Origin of the sequence: Streptomyces sp. NPDC050528, from assembly GCF_044457795.1 — a bacterium.
Lineage (GTDB): Bacteria > Actinomycetota > Actinomycetes > Streptomycetales > Streptomycetaceae > Streptomyces.
The window spans coordinates 149337-163364 of sequence record NZ_JBITHH010000001.1 but is presented as its reverse complement, the minus strand read 5'-3'; the positions used below and the strand labels follow the sequence as shown (position 1 = coordinate 163364).

At 71.0% G+C, this 14028-nt stretch carries 12 protein-coding genes; 8 read left to right on the top strand and 4 right to left on the bottom strand.

Going from position 1 to position 14028, the window contains the following annotated elements:
• The first annotated feature begins 112 nt into the window (after nt 1-112).
• Genes ACIBK4_RS00815 through ACIBK4_RS00805 form a run of 3 tightly spaced genes read left to right on the top strand, consistent with a single transcriptional unit; the run spans nt 113 to nt 1364 of the window.
• Nucleotides 113-967 carry a helix-turn-helix domain-containing protein gene (locus ACIBK4_RS00815; protein ID WP_398990834.1) on the top strand — a complete coding sequence of 285 codons (855 nt, stop codon included), beginning with the start codon at nt 113-115 and terminating at the stop codon, nt 965-967.
• Nucleotides 964-1173 (top strand): DUF397 domain-containing protein, encoded by a 210-nt coding sequence (locus ACIBK4_RS00810; RefSeq protein ID WP_398990832.1) that lies wholly within the window; start codon nt 964-966, stop codon nt 1171-1173. Before ACIBK4_RS00815 ends, ACIBK4_RS00810 begins: the two co-directional genes overlap by 4 nt.
• Nucleotides 1170-1364: a DUF397 domain-containing protein gene (locus ACIBK4_RS00805; protein ID WP_398990830.1), complete on the top strand. Its 195-nt coding sequence runs from the start codon at nt 1170-1172 to the stop codon at nt 1362-1364. The genes ACIBK4_RS00810 and ACIBK4_RS00805 overlap by 4 nt, the downstream gene beginning before the upstream one ends.
• A gap of 11 nt (nt 1365-1375) precedes the next feature.
• Here ACIBK4_RS00805 and ACIBK4_RS00800 read toward each other — a convergent pair whose 3' ends face one another.
• Entirely contained in the window at nt 1376-3313 is a 1938-nt protein-coding gene (locus ACIBK4_RS00800) for a hypothetical protein (RefSeq protein WP_398990828.1), read from the bottom strand.
• Nucleotides 3314-3462: 149 nt separating this feature from the next.
• On the opposite strand from ACIBK4_RS00800, the gene ACIBK4_RS00795 reads away from it, so the two are divergent.
• Entirely contained in the window at nt 3463-4197 is a 735-nt protein-coding gene (locus ACIBK4_RS00795) for a hypothetical protein (RefSeq protein WP_398990826.1), read from the top strand.
• 3 nt (nt 4198-4200) lie between these two features.
• The gene (locus ACIBK4_RS00790) at nt 4201-4881 is read left to right on the top strand and encodes a formylglycine-generating enzyme family protein (protein ID WP_398990824.1); all 681 of its coding nucleotides are present in this window, start codon (nt 4201-4203) and stop codon (nt 4879-4881) included.
• Between the two features lie 14 nt (nt 4882-4895).
• Here the strand turns inward: ACIBK4_RS00790 and ACIBK4_RS00785 are convergent, their stop codons facing one another.
• Nucleotides 4896-6104 (bottom strand): NAD(P)-binding domain-containing protein, encoded by a 1209-nt coding sequence (locus ACIBK4_RS00785; protein WP_398990822.1) that lies wholly within the window; start codon nt 6102-6104, stop codon nt 4896-4898.
• A gap of 132 nt (nt 6105-6236) precedes the next feature.
• Complete coding sequence (locus tag ACIBK4_RS00780; protein ID WP_398992890.1) at nt 6237-7478, bottom strand: ATP-grasp domain-containing protein; 1242 nt, start codon at nt 7476-7478, stop codon at nt 6237-6239.
• Between the two features lie 218 nt (nt 7479-7696).
• Between ACIBK4_RS00780 and fahA the strand changes: the two genes are divergently transcribed.
• Both fahA and ACIBK4_RS00770 read left to right on the top strand, forming a co-directional pair.
• Nucleotides 7697-8911, top strand: coding sequence for a fumarylacetoacetase (gene fahA, locus ACIBK4_RS00775; RefSeq protein ID WP_398990820.1), 1215 nt, complete (start codon nt 7697-7699; stop codon nt 8909-8911).
• Nucleotides 8912-9571: 660 nt separating this feature from the next.
• Nucleotides 9572-10510 (top strand): M56 family metallopeptidase, encoded by a 939-nt coding sequence (locus ACIBK4_RS00770; protein WP_366435968.1) that lies wholly within the window; start codon nt 9572-9574, stop codon nt 10508-10510.
• 662 nt (nt 10511-11172) lie between these two features.
• On the opposite strand, the gene recQ is transcribed toward ACIBK4_RS00770, so the two are convergent.
• Complete coding sequence (gene recQ, locus ACIBK4_RS00765) at nt 11173-13224, bottom strand: DNA helicase RecQ (RefSeq protein ID WP_398990817.1); 2052 nt, start codon at nt 13222-13224, stop codon at nt 11173-11175.
• Between the two features lie 255 nt (nt 13225-13479).
• On the opposite strand from recQ, the gene ACIBK4_RS00760 reads away from it, so the two are divergent.
• Nucleotides 13480-14028 carry a hypothetical protein gene (locus ACIBK4_RS00760; RefSeq protein ID WP_398990815.1) on the top strand — a complete coding sequence of 183 codons (549 nt, stop codon included), beginning with the start codon at nt 13480-13482 and terminating at the stop codon, nt 14026-14028.

Below are 14028 nucleotides of genomic sequence, written 5' to 3'. Positions count from 1 at the left end.
AGTCCAACCCGTACGGTGACTGTCCGGTGCTTGTCCAGTGATGTCCAGGCTGTCGACAGGGCCGTACGGGTAGGGGCGTTTGCGGCATGGCCGTACGACGGAGGGTCACGGGATGAGCGTGAACAACGAAGTGGACGAACCGGGTTGGGAGGTGGACGCGAACGACGACTGGGGATTGGCGGTCCTCGCGACGGTAGGCCGTCAACTGAGGCTGCGGCGCGAGGCGGCGGGGATGCGCGTGCCGGAATTCGCGGTGGCGATCGGATACGGGGAGGACTTGGTCTACAAGGTCGAGGGCGGAAAGCGGATTCCCCGGCCCGAGTATCTGGACAAGGCGGACGAAGTATTGAGGGCCGATGGGCTGATCTCTGCGATGAAAGAGGACGTGGAGAAAGTCCGGTACCCGAAAACGGTGCGGATCTTGACGACGTTGGAGGCCAAAGCGGTCGAACTGCTCTCGTACGGCAGCTACGCCCTCCATGGCCTGCTCCAGACGAAGGAGTTCATGTGGGAGCTGCTCGGGTCTCAGCGACCCGCGCTTACGGACAACGAGCTGGAGCAGGCGGTGGCCGGGCGCATGGCCCGGAAGAAAATCTTCCACCGCGAACCTGCCCCTGAACTCAGCTTCGTGCTGGAAGAAGCGACGTTAAGGCGCCCGGTCGGCGGCAGGATCGTGTTCCGCAAACAGCTTGAACACCTCGTGGAAATGGGTCAGTTGCGGAACGTCCAAATCCAAGTGATGCCGACGGACCGCTGGGACCACCCTGGCATGGGCGGACGGATCCAGGTGCTGAAGTTCAAGGACGGTACAGCAATTGGTCGCAAGGATGACGGGTACGGCGGGCGCCCTGTCTCCGACCTGAAACAGTTGCGGATCCTTGAGCTGCGCTATGGGATTATCCGAGCGGAGGCCCTGACCACACGGGAGTCACAGGCCTTCATCGAGCAACTGCTGGGAGAGACATGATCCGCAAGGCCCCCGCCGGAGACGCTTCCGAACTGCACTGGTTCAAGAGCAGCTTCAGCGACACCAACGACCCGAACGACTGCGTCGAGGTGGCCACCGCCCCCGGCATCATCCATGTCCGCGACTCCAAGAACGCGCAGGGTCCCCGGTTCGCGGTCACCGCAACCACCTGGACGAACTTCCTGCAACTGACGGAAGAAGCATGACCAAGCCCCCCAACCTGCCGTGGTTCAAGAGCAGTTACAGCAGTAGCAGCGAGGGCGACTCCTGCGTCGAGCTGGCCAACACCCCCAGCACCATCCACATCCGCGACTCCAAGCACACCCCCCACGGCCCCCAATTCACCGTCACGCCAACCACCTGGACGACCTTCGTGACGTACGCGTCCGGCATTTAACAGTTCGGGGCTCAACGCACCGTGCCGGACGTGCGCCGCGCTGCCACCGCTTCCGCCGCCGCTGCCAGCATGCGGTGGAGGACGGGCACCGGTATCGACGGGTTGGCGGCCGCCGCGATCGCCGTGTCGCGGTCGTGCAGCAGCGCGGCGAGGACGCGGGCCGGCAGCCGCGGATTGCGTACCGCGGTGTCGCGGACGTAGTCCGCCGGGTCGTTCAGCAGCCGTACCGCGTCGGCCGGTGACAGCCGGGTGTCCTCGGCCGCGCGACGGCGCACCTCGGCTTCCGGGTCGCGGGCGAGACGGGCGACGTCGGCGAGCGTGGACTCCGGGTCGTCCAGGACCAGGCGGCGCATCCGGCCGGCGGGGTCACCGGCGTAGCGCAGCAGGCCCGTACGGGGGAAGTTGGGGTGGCTACGGGGGCGGCCGGGATGGCTGAAGCTGCCGTCCCACCAGCGCCAGACCTCCAGCAGCATCTCGGCCGGCGCGTCATCGCACGACTCGGCTAGGAACAGGCGGACCCTCCGGTCCTCGTCCCGCGCCAGCCGCTCCACGACGTCCGGTGGAAGATGCCGCGCACGGGCCACGCTCCCGCGGACGAGCGGATGGGACGACGCGGCGAGGCGGCGCATCGCGTCGGCGTCAGCGTGCAGGTCAGCGACCCAGGGCAGAGTGCGCGACATGGACGTCGAGTCGACGTCATGGCGCACCGCGGCACGCTGCTCCTCGTCGAGATCGGGCCGCAGTGCCACCGCCGAGCGGACGTCGTCGTCCGGGTCCTCCGCCAGGACGGCGACGCCGTGCGCGCTGAGCCGAGGGTTGGCGGCCAGCGCTCGGCGCACCTCCGCGTCCCCGTCCCGGACCAGCTCCGCCTCCAACTCGGCCCCGAGACGGCACTGTTCGAGCGCGCGCCGGGGCTCGGGCAGCGCGGCGAAGACGTCCCGAGGCATGGGGACGTCGTGGTGGTGGGCGAGCAGCGCCGCCGTACGCACCGCGTCGTCGGTGTCGGCCAGCAGTCGCACCCGCAAGGGCGCGGCGAGGTCTTCCCACCGGGCGCAGGCGACCACCCGCACCCGGGGGTTCGCGTCGGCCGCGAGGCGGGGGAGGTGGTGTGCGGGGAGCCCCGGGAGTCCGGCGGCCTGAGCACGGGACGGGCCGGCGAGGAGGTCGTCGTACAGGTCCCCGGGGAGTTCGACGCCCCAGCCGCAGGCATGTTCGGCCCAGTGCACGCGCCGGCTCCGCGACGGTTCGGCGCGGATCATGCGTAGCCACTGATCGGACGTGAGCTTGGGCCGGAAGGTGTCCGCGGGCCGTGTGCGCACCCGCGGATCGGGATGCGCCACGGCGGCGTCGAGTACGGCGGGCCGGCCGCAGTCGTGCAGGAAGCCCGTCTCCACATCGAGCAGCCGGATGAGCAGCTCGTCCGGCGCGGCCGGGTTGGACCCGATCCCCTCCGCCCAGTGCAGGGGCCGGGCCGGCCAGCCGGGCACCGCCGCCCACACGTCGGCACGCTCGGCCTCCGTCTCGCGCCCGGCGGTCTCGGCGGCCTCCTCCAGTCGCTCCGGCAGTCGGTCCAGGGCCGTCACCCGAGGCCCGTCCGCGCCGGGCACCTCGGCCAGCAGCACCTGCCCGTCGAGGGCGAGCGCCACGAACCCGGGGCCGCCGAGCAGCCCCGGCACACCGCCGTCGGCGCGACGGACCCGGGTCCACCAGGAGTCGTTGCCGCCGATCCGATGTCCGAGGACGGCCACCAGGAACTCACCGTCGGCATCCGCGAGGCGGCGCCACCACTCGGCGTCGAGCGCTTCCGGGACCGCGCCGTCCGGCGCCGCGATCCCGCGCGCGATCCGCCAGCCGGCCTCCGGCGGGAACAGGCTGCCCGGGCGCATCTCCTCGACGACCGTGAGTCCGGCGCATGACAGCAGTTCGTGGAGTTTCCGTGGGTGTCGCACGCGGTCATGATCCCCACCGACTCCCGGCAGGACAAGGTCCTTGGCCCGGGCCAACCGGCCCTCACCCGCCCTCACCCGCCCTCACAGAATCGCGCCGGGTTCCCCGCCCGTCAGCAATCAGCACGTCCCTCGGAATGCATCATCAAGGCATGTTCACCCCCGAGCAACGCGACCGCACCCGCGCCCACCTCCTCGCCCGTGCCGAGGCCGACGACGCGATCGTCGGCCTCGCCCACACCGGCTCCCACGCCACCGGCACCGGCGACCGCTGGTCGGACACGGACCTCGTGCTGGCGGTGCGGGGCGATGTCGCCGAGGCCGTAGGGCGCTGGACGGCTTGGATCTACGACGAGTTGGGCGCCCGGCACCACTGGGACCTCGGTGTCGGCGCCACCACCGTCATCCGCGTGTTCCTACTGCCCGACTGGTTGGAGCTGGACCTCACCTTCGCCCCGGAGCCGGAGTTCGGCGCCCGGGGTCCGGCGTGGCGAACGCTCTTCGGCACCCCACGCGAACAGCCGCAGTTCGCCGCGCCCGACCGCAACACGGTGATCGGCCACGCCTGGCACCACGCCCTGCACGCCCGCATCTGCCTTGAACGGGGCCGCAGTTGGCAGGCCGCACACTGGATCAACGCCCTGCGCGACCAGGTGATCACCCTGGCCTGCCTACGCCTCGACCTCCCGACCGCCTACTCGAAGGGCGCCCACCTGCTGCCGGACGAGGTCACGACCCCACTGGAATCCACCCTGATCCGCTCCCTCACGGAACCGGAACTCCGCCGCGCCCTCACCGCGACCATCACCGCCACGGCAACGGAACTCGACCACTCCGACCCCCAACTCGCCGCCCTCATAGGCCCGATGCTCACGGAGCTGACGTAACGCATGGGCACGACCACCCACATCGACCTCACCCCGATCCCACCGGGCCAGGTCACCCTCACCGACCGCCGTACGCAACGGAGTTGGACGGTCGACCTCGCCCCCTTCCACCTCGGCACCCTCCCGGTCACCCAGGAGCAGTACGCCCAGGTCACCGGCGAACGCCCCAGCACCACCGCACAGGGCAACGACCACCTCCCCGTGGAGACCGTGTCGTGGCGGGACGCGGTCCTCTTCTGCAACTCCCTTTCACGGCAGGAGGAGTTGACCCCGGCGTACGACGTCGACGCCGACGGCGAGGTCGTCGTACGCGAACCCTCCTGCGACGGCTACCGCCTCCCGACCGAGGCCGAGTGGGAGTACGCGTGCCGGGCGGGCACGAGCGGCCCGCGCTACGGCCCCCTCGACGACATCGCCTGGCACCGGGGCAACTCCGAGGAGCGGCCCCACGAGCCGGGCGCCCGACTCCCCAACCCCTGGGGCCTGCACGACATGCTGGGCAACGTCTGGGAGTGGTGCTGGGACCTCTACGACCCCGAGGTCTACGGCACCTACCGCGTCCTGCGCGGCGGCGGATGGTTCGACGAGCACTGGAGCTGCCGCGCCTCCGTGCGTCGCCGAAGCCACCCGACGTTCCGCGTGGACGACGTGGGCTTCCGCGTCGCCCGGTCCGCGGCCGGCTGAACCCCGGTCGTCAACTACCCGTGCGCCGCCGCCAGATGCTTCGCCAGCCTCGGCGACGCGAACTCCGTCCCGCACACGAACCGCATCACCGGTCCGTACGACGACGCCGACGGCAGCCCCGTGAAGTAGACGCCCGGCACGGACGACACATACCCGGCGCCGAGCTTCGGCGTACCCCGGCTCACCGCGAGCTGGGTGCGCAGCTCGTGCCCGAGGAAGTCCATCGCCGCGATGTCGACCCGGTACCCCGTCGCGGAGATGACGTGGTCGGCGGTGAGCTGCTCCGTCCCCCCGCCCGGGGTCGCGACGGTGAGCGCGGGCTTGCCGTTGGCCCCGGCCGCCTCCGCCCGTACGATCCGCTCGACCTCGCTGACCTGCACCTTCCCCTCGAAGCGCTCGCGCAGCCACCACGCCCCGAGCGGCCCGAGCACCCGGCGGACCAGGTAGTGCCGGGTCTGCGCGGGGAGGTAGCGGTACGGCTGGGGGTAGTAGCTCAGGGCCCACAGCGACCAGGCGCGTCCGAAGGGTGACTCGGGGCGCAGCTTGGGCTGGTCCCACGGCGCGGCGCCGAACGCCACCCGGCCGTGCCCGCGCGAGACGATCCGCACGGTCGCGCCCGCCTCGGCCGCCAACACCGCCGTCTCCAGGGCGGATTGACCGGCGCCTACGACGATCAGCTCCTTGCCCTTGAACCCGCTCAGGTCGTGGTGCTGGGAACTGTGCGAGACGGGAGCGGCGGGCGCGGGCCCGTCGACCGCCGCGGCGGCCAGCTCCGGCGGGAGGTGGGCCAGGCCGTAGAGCCCGGTCGCGACCACGACCGCCCTCGCCGTGAACAACTCCCCCGAGTCCAGCTTGAGTTCGAAGCCGCCGCCCGTCTTGCGGTCGACGGAGACGACCCGCACCCGCTCCAGCTCGGGCACCAGCTTCTGCTGGAACCACTCGCCGTAGGCGATGAAGGTCTCCACGGGGATGATGTCCTCGTCGGTGACCAGGCGGGGGATGCCGGCCGCGTCGCAGTAGTCGGCGAGCTTGTGGCCGGGCTGCGGCGCGTCGAGGCTGGAGGCGGCGGGGGTCGACTTCAGGAGCATCCCGGCGGGCATGTGGTCACGCCAACTGACCATGGGCTCGCCGAAGACGCGGACCGGAATGCCGCGTGCCCGCAGATGCGCGGCGGTGGACAGGCCGAACGGCCCGGCGCCGATGACTGCTACCGGTTGAATCACGAAGTCCCTCCCCAGGACGTATTTCGTCACTTCGTGCGGGAGCAAGTGCCTGAACGTGCTTGCTCCCTGGGCTACTTGCTGCCTGATGCTGGAGTTACTGCCTGATGCTGGAGTTACTGCCTGATGCTGGAGTTACTGCTTGGTGCTGCTGCCGCGCCGGTTGGTGCGCCACAGTTGATACAGGTGCTTCGCTCCTGGCCGAACGAAGCGGGCGAGCATCGTGAAGAACGGCCGCAGGTCGTCACCCGCGAGCCAGGCCAGCTCCGTCCCGCTCGCCCGCGCCGGTGCGTGCGGCGTCGTATAGCCGCTGCGGCGGTAGGCGAGGAGGGCGGGCAGGTCGATGTTCTCCACGATGTACCGGTGGCCGGCGCGCTGTTCCCCCTCCGGGACGGGGCGGCCGGTCAGGTCGAGGTGCATGGCGCGGACGACGTCCACCCCCGACTCGTTCTCGAAGAGCCGGAACTGGGCGCCCATGCGGGGGTTGAAGTCGAGCAGTTTGTACTGACCGTCGCGCCGGTCGAAGCGCAGGTCGAGGTCGATGATGCCGGTGAAGCCGATCTGTTTGATGAAACGTGCGGCGAGATCCGCGAGTTCCGGATTGTCCACGACATACGCATTTGCCGTCATGCCCGCGTGCGGCGGCCAGGAGCGCACCTTGACGCCGGTGAACATGGCGAGCGGGGTCGAGTCCTGGTCGAAGTAGGCGTGCACGATCCAGTCCTCGGCCTCCTCCCTCGGCAGGTACTCCTGGAGGATCACACCGGGGTGCTCGCCCCAGTCCCGCGCGAGCGTGAGCAGCCCCTCGCGGGTCGCGATCCTCGTCGTCCCGTTCACCGCCGGCTGGGAGCGCCGTACGAACGCCTCCCTGTTCTTGGCCACGATCGGGAAGCGCGCCTTCTCCGCGAAGTCGACGATGTCGTCGTACGACTGCGGGAAGGCGGCCGTGGGACTGGGTATCCCGTGTTCCACGCAGAGTTCGTGCAGGCCCTGTTTGCTCGCGAGGTGTCGCGGCAACGTCGGTTCCACCCGCGGGAAGAGGAAGCGGGAGCCGAGCGCGTCCTGGTGCTCGGCGATCAGAACGGCGGCCTCCTCGTCCGTGGGAATGAGGACGGTGGGCCGGCCGATGCGGCGCCCGATGCGCAGCAGGCCCTCCACCAGTCGCCCGGGTTCCTCGGTGCCGGTCGTCGGCCACACGAACGCGCGCTCCAGATAACGGGACGCGGCCGCCGGCGTGTAACGGTCCTCCGTGATCGCATACATCGGGACGCCGAGGCGCCCGAGACTACGGATCGCGCCCACCCCGCCGTGATGCAGCGGATAGTCGCCGAACTTCACGATCAGGCCCGGCACTTCGCGGTCGGCCTCGAAAGGCACGCTGCTGAAGCGCTTGGCCACGGGTCCCCCCACGTGTCCCCCCTACGGACCGGACCCACCCCGTCCGTGTCCCCCAAAGGACGCTAAGCCGGAATTGCCTCTTCCGACAAGGCCTATTCGGACATTGCGAACTCTTTAGACACTGCCGGTTCGCGCAACTCACCCGTAACGTGTGGCGCGGCCACATGCGCGTACGCACGAGAGTGAGGCAGCACCTGATGCCCCCCTTCGATCTCCCCGAGGGCGACCCCTTCGGCCCGCACAACCTTCCCTACGGCGTTTTCTCGCCCGTCGGCTCGGACGAACGGACCGTCGGTGTCCGGCTCGGCGACCACGTGCTCGACGCGGGCGCTGCGGCGGAGGCACTCGGCTCGCCGTACGTCTCCCTCCTCGCCCACCCCACCCTCAACCCGCTGCTCGCCGCGGGCCACACGGCCTGGTCCGACGTCCGGCGCGCGCTGACCGCGTGGGTGACGGTCCCGTCCCACCAGGACACGATCACCCCGTATTTCCACCCCCTCTCGTCGGTGACCCTGCACCTCCCCTTCGAGGTCGCGGACTACGTCGACTTCTACGCCTCGGAGAACCACGCCCGGAACGTCGGCCGCATCTTCCGCCCCGACGCGCCCGACTCCCTGACCCCCAACTGGAAGCACCTGCCCATCGGTTACCACGGCCGCGCCGGCACGATCGTGGTCTCGGGCACGGATGTCGTACGCCCGTCCGGCCAGCGCAAGTCCCCGACCGACCCCGTCCCGGTCCACGGCCCGTCGATCCGCCTGGACATCGAGGCGGAGGTCGGCTTCGTGGTCGGCGCACCCTCGCAGCTGGGCCGGCCGGTGCCCCTCACCGACTTCCGCGAACACGTCTTCGGCCTGTGCCTCCTCAACGACTGGTCGGCACGCGACATCCAGGCCTGGGAGTACGTCCCCCTCGGCCCGTTCCTCGGCAAGTCCTTCGCCACGTCGGTGTCGGCGTGGATCACCCCGCTGGACGCGCTGGAGGACTCGCGCGTCCCCCCGCCCGAACGCACCCACGACCTCCTCCCCTACCTGGACGACACGACGGAGGAACCGGGCGGCTACGACCTCCGCATCACGGTCACGATCAACGGCCACACGATCTCGGAGCCCCCCTTCTCCACCATGTACTGGACGGCCTCCCAGCAACTCGCCCAGATGACAGCGAACGGCGCCTCCCTCCGCACCGGCGACCTCTACGGCTCCGGCACGGTCAGCGGCCCGACGGAACACGAACGCGGCTCCCTCCTGGAACTGACCTGGAACGGCCGCGACCCCCTCGAACTCCCGGACGGCAAGCGAACGTTCCTGGAGGACGGGGATGTGGTCACGCTGTCGGCGTGGGCCCCGGGGGCGGACGGGGTGCGGGTGGGGTTGGGGGAGGTCACGGGGAAGGTTGTGGGGCGGGGGTGAGGGGATGGGGGCGGGGGCGGCAGGACTGACGGGGTCGACGAGCAGATCGTGGCGCGGGACTGAGGCGACGGGGCTGGCGGGGCTGGCGGGGCTGGCGGGGCTGGCGGGGCTGGCGGGGCTGGCGGGCGGATCGTGGCGCGGGGTTGAGGTCACGAGGCCGGCCAGGTCGACAGAGTCGGTCGAGCAGCGACGGATCGACCCGGCGGGGTCGGCGGGACCGGCGGGACCGGCCGGCGGATCGTGGCGCGGGGTTGAGGTCACGAGGCCGGCCAGGTCGACAGAGTCGGTCGAGCAGCGACGGATCGACCCGGCGGAGTCGGCGGGACCGGCGGGACCGGCGGGACCGGCCGGCGGATCGTGGCGCGGGGTTGAGGTCACGAGGCCGGCCAGGTCGACAGAGTCGGTCGAGCAGCCGCAGATCGACCCGGCGGAGTCGGCGGGGTCGGCGGTACCGGTCGGCGGATCGTGGCGCGCGGTCGTGGCGCGAGGGGCGGTGGGTGAGATGTGTTCGGTGGGCTCTGTACACCTGACTCCACGCGCTCGTGCAGTCATACTGACGGCGGGCGGCACACATGTCGTGTACCCGCCCTCGGGTACAGCCGCACCCGCACCCTCTGTTCCCCCTGTTACTTCCGTTGACCAGGATCCGGAGCCCGTGGCATGACTGTCTGCCTGCTCCTGCTGAGCGTCGTCGCCCTCTCGGCCGCCGTGCCGGCTCCGCGCGCGCTGACCCGGGCCGCGTGGCCCGAACGGGAACCCGTGGTCGGCCTGTGGGTGTGGCAGTGCCTGGTCGCCACGGTCCTGCTGTGCTGCCTCGCCGCCCTGGTCCTGGGCGCGGCCGCCGTCTTCCACACCGTCCGCGATCACGTCTTCGCCCCCGCTCCCCCGGCCGTCACCGCGGCCTACGATCTCTCCGCCGCCCCCGCCTGGGCGGTCGCCCTCACGCTGTCACTGGCCTGCGGCGCCGCCTGGACCACCGCGATGCTGGCCCGCGAACTCGCCGAGGCCCGCCGCCGCCGGGGCCAGGCCCGCGCCCACCTCCGCGAACGCGCCCCCGACCTCCCGGCCGGCCTGCCCGCGGCACGCGGCCCCCTCCTGGTCCTTGAGGACGAGTACCCGGATGCCTGGTGGATGCCCGGCCACCCGCCCCAACTGGTCGTCACCACAGGCGCGTTGCACCGCCTCACCGGCCACCAACTGGACGCGGTCCTCACCCACGAACGCGGTCACGCCCGCGCCCACCACGACTGGCTCCTCCACCTCTCAACGGCACTGGCCTCCGGCTTCCCTCACGTCCCCTTGTTCTCCCATTTCTGCGACCAGACCCATCGCCTGGTCGAACTGGCCGCCGACGACACGGCCTCCCGCCAATGCGGCCACCTGACAACGGCGTTGGCCCTCATCGAACTCAACAACCACCGAGGCGTCCTCTCCTGCGCCTCCAGCCACCGCCTCCTCGGCGAACGCGTGGACCGCCTCCTGGACCCCCGCCCCCGCCTCGGCCGCCGCCACCGCGCCCTGACGACAACGGTCGCGACGTTGGTTCCCTTGCTGCCCCTGCTGATCGTGTTCGCACCTGGGCTTACGGCGTTGGGTTGAGGACGCCGGGGGCTCTGGACTGGCGGTGGCGGGGAGGGCTTTCGGCTGGCGGGTCTGGGGTGAGGTGGTGGGTTGAGGTGGTGAGTTGAGGGCGCCGAGTGAGGGCCCTGGGCTGACGGGTTGGCTGACGGCTGCGGGTGAGGGCCCTGGTGACGGCGCTGGGCTGAGAACGGTGGCCTGACCGCGTCGGGTGAGGACCCTGGCCTAATGGCCCTGGCTTTGATAGCCCTCGACTGAAGGCCTGGTTCACGATGCTGGGCTCAGGGGCTGGGCTGGGCTGGGCTGAGGCCTCGGACTCCCGGCCTGGGCTGGGGGCCCTGAACTCACGCCCCCGAACCGAACGTTGGCCCACATCCCAGCACCGAAGCACCTTGGTTCACGATCCCGCGCCGGAGACCCCGAACTCACACCCTGGACCCGTGAGACCTGGACCCACGGCCCTGCACCCGCACCCGCACCGGCACCCGCACCCGCACCCGCACCGGCACCGGCACCGGCACCGGCACCCAACCCGACCACCCGGGGCCGAGGACCATACCGGGCCACCCACGCGCCCCAGCCCCGGTCCCCTCACTCCGTCCCGGCCCCCGCACTCCGGCCCCGGCCCCTTCACCCCGCTGCCGGTCTCCGCGCCTCAGCCCCGGTCCCTACTCCCCACCCCCCTACATCCAGTCCTCCGGCTCCGGCTCCGCATCCATCTCCGGCCAGTAATCCGCCCCGGGGTCAACATCCTTGGCCGCCCGCCCCGTTGCGGGTGCCGGCACCCGCGCCGGTGCCTGTGTGGAACCCTGCGCCGCAGTCACCGTCTCAGTCACCGCCGGCGCCTCCCCCAGCCCCGCCAGTACCCCGATCACACCCTCCCCGTACGTCGCCAGCTTCTTCTCGCCGACCCCGCTGATCTCCCCGAGCTGCCCCACCGACGTCGGCCACACCGTCGCGATCTCCCGCAACGTGGCGTCATGGAAGATGACGTACGCCGGAACCCCCTGCTCACGAGCCTGTTCCGCACGCCACGCACGCAGAGCCTCGAAGGCGGGCTGCAGGGACGCGGGCAACTCCACCGCCGCGGCCTTGGCCTTGCGCTCGCCCCGGCCGGAGGACGACCCCGACTTCGAACTCGCCGGCTTCTTCGGCTCCTTGCGCAACGGCACTTCCCGCTCCCGCCGCAGCACCGTCCCGCTCGCCTCGGTGAGTACCAACGTGCCGTACTCCCCCTCGACCGCGAGCAGCCCCTGCGCCAGCAACTGCCGTACCACGCCCCGCCATTCACCCTCCGCGAGATCCTCACCGATGCCGAACACGGACAGCTGGTCGTGGTCGAACTGGATCACCTTGGCCGTACGACGCCCCATGAGGATGTCGACGATCTGCACGGCGCCGAACTTCTGACCCCGCTCCCGCTGGAGCCGCACCACCGTCGACAGCACCTTCTGCGCGGCGACCGTGCCGTCCCACGTCTCCGGCGGGGTGAGGCACGTGTCGCAGTTGCCGCAGCCCGCCGCGTCCGGGTCCTGCCCGAAGTAGGCGAGCAGTTGGCCGCGCCGGCACTGCGCGGTCTCGCACAGCGCGAGCATGGCCTCCAGGTGGGAGGCGGCCCGGCGGCGGAACGCCTCGTCGCCCTCGCTGGACTGGATCATCTTGCGCTGTTGTATGACGTCGTTCAGGCCGTACGCCATCCACGCAGTGGAGGGCATGCCGTCACGCCCGGCACGACCCGTCTCCTGGTAGTAGCCCTCCACCGACTTGGGCAGGTCGAGGTGGGCGACGAACCGTACGTCCGGCTTGTCGATGCCCATGCCGAAGGCGATGGTCGCGACGACGATCAGACCGTCCTCGCGCAGGAACCGCGACTGGTGCGCCGCACGCGTGCCCGAGTCCAGGCCCGCGTGGTACGGCACCGCCTCGATGCCGTTGCGCGACAGGAACTCGGCGGTCGTGTCGACGGACTTGCGCGACAGGCAGTACACGATGCCCGCGTCGCCCGCGTGCTCCTCGCGCAGGAAGCTCAGGAGCTGCTTCTTGGGGTCGGCCTTCGGCACGATCCGGTACTGGATGTTGGGCCGGTCGAAGCTCGCCACGAAGTGCCGGGCGCTCGGCATGTTCAGCCGCTGGGTGATCTCCTTGTGCGTCGCGTCCGTGGCCGTCGCCGTGAGCGCGATCCGCGGGACGTCCGGCCACCGCTCGCCGAGCACCGAGAGGGCGAGGTAGTCGGGGCGGAAGTCGTGACCCCAGGACGACACACAGTGCGCCTCGTCGATCGCGAACACGGAGATCTTGCCGCGCGCCAGCAGGTCCAGCGTGTTGTCGAGCCGCAGCCGCTCCGGCGCGAGGTAGATCAGGTCCAGCTCGCCCGCCAGGAACTCCGCCTCGACCACGCGCCGCTCGTCGAAGTCCTGCGTCGAGTTCATGAACCCGGCGCGCACCCCGAGCGCCCGCAGCGCGTCCACCTGGTCCTGCATCAGCGCGATCAGCGGGGAGACGACCACTCCCGTACCGGGTCTGACCAGGGACGGGATCTGGTAGCAGAGCGACTTGCCGCCGCCGGTCGGCATGAGGACGACGGCGTCGCCGCCCGCCACCACATGCTCGATGACCTCTTCCTGCTCGCCGCGGAAGCTGTCGTAGCCGAAGACGCGGTGGAGCGTGGCCAGCGCCTCGCTCTCGCCCTGTGCCGCCGGCGTCCGTACTTCGGTCGTCACAACCGTCCCGCCCATCCCGTGCATCGCTCGTCCCCCGTACGTCGTCCCTCGACCACTGCGTCCACGATAGGGCTCCGCGCTGACAGCGTCGGAGTTATCCACAGGCCGGCGACGGTGACCGGGTGTGGTCATTCGAATGGCGTCCGTCACATGGCGCGACCGTCACGGCCGGAACATGCTGCTCGGGCGGGACCGCGGAGGCCCGCCACGCCTCGAACGGACGGCGCGCCGTGCGTGCGGACGCCTCCCGAAAGTCCAAGGAGCCCCACCATGTCCCCTCGGTCCTCTCGGCCCGTGCAGAGCGCCGTCACGACCGCCCTCGCGGTGGCCACGGCCGCGGCCCTCGCGCTGACCGCCGCCCCGGCCCACGCCGCGTCCGACCCCGACCCGTCCGTGTGGACCCAGCTGAGCAAGACGACCCAGGCCACCGCCAAGTACGGGTACGAGGGTTTCGCGGCGGCCGGCGGCTACGCGCGCACCGACACCTGCGTCGCCGACCCGGCCGAGGGCGGCATGGGCTACCACTACGTCAACCCGGCGAACATCGGCTCGGTCGACCCGCAGAAGCCGGCGGCCCTCGTGTACGCGGACGGGTTCACGGACGAGTACACGGGCACGTCCACCGGCGGCCCGCGCAAGCTGGTCGCGGTGGAGTGGGTCGTGAAGGACACGGGGCAGGCCGCGCCGACGCTGTTCGGGCAGACCTTCCAGAAGGGCCAGCTCCCCGGCTACTTCACCCTGCACGCCTGGCTCTACAAGCCCAACTCGGCGGGCCTGTTCGCCTCTTGGAACCCCGAGGTCGTCTGCCCGACGGTCTGA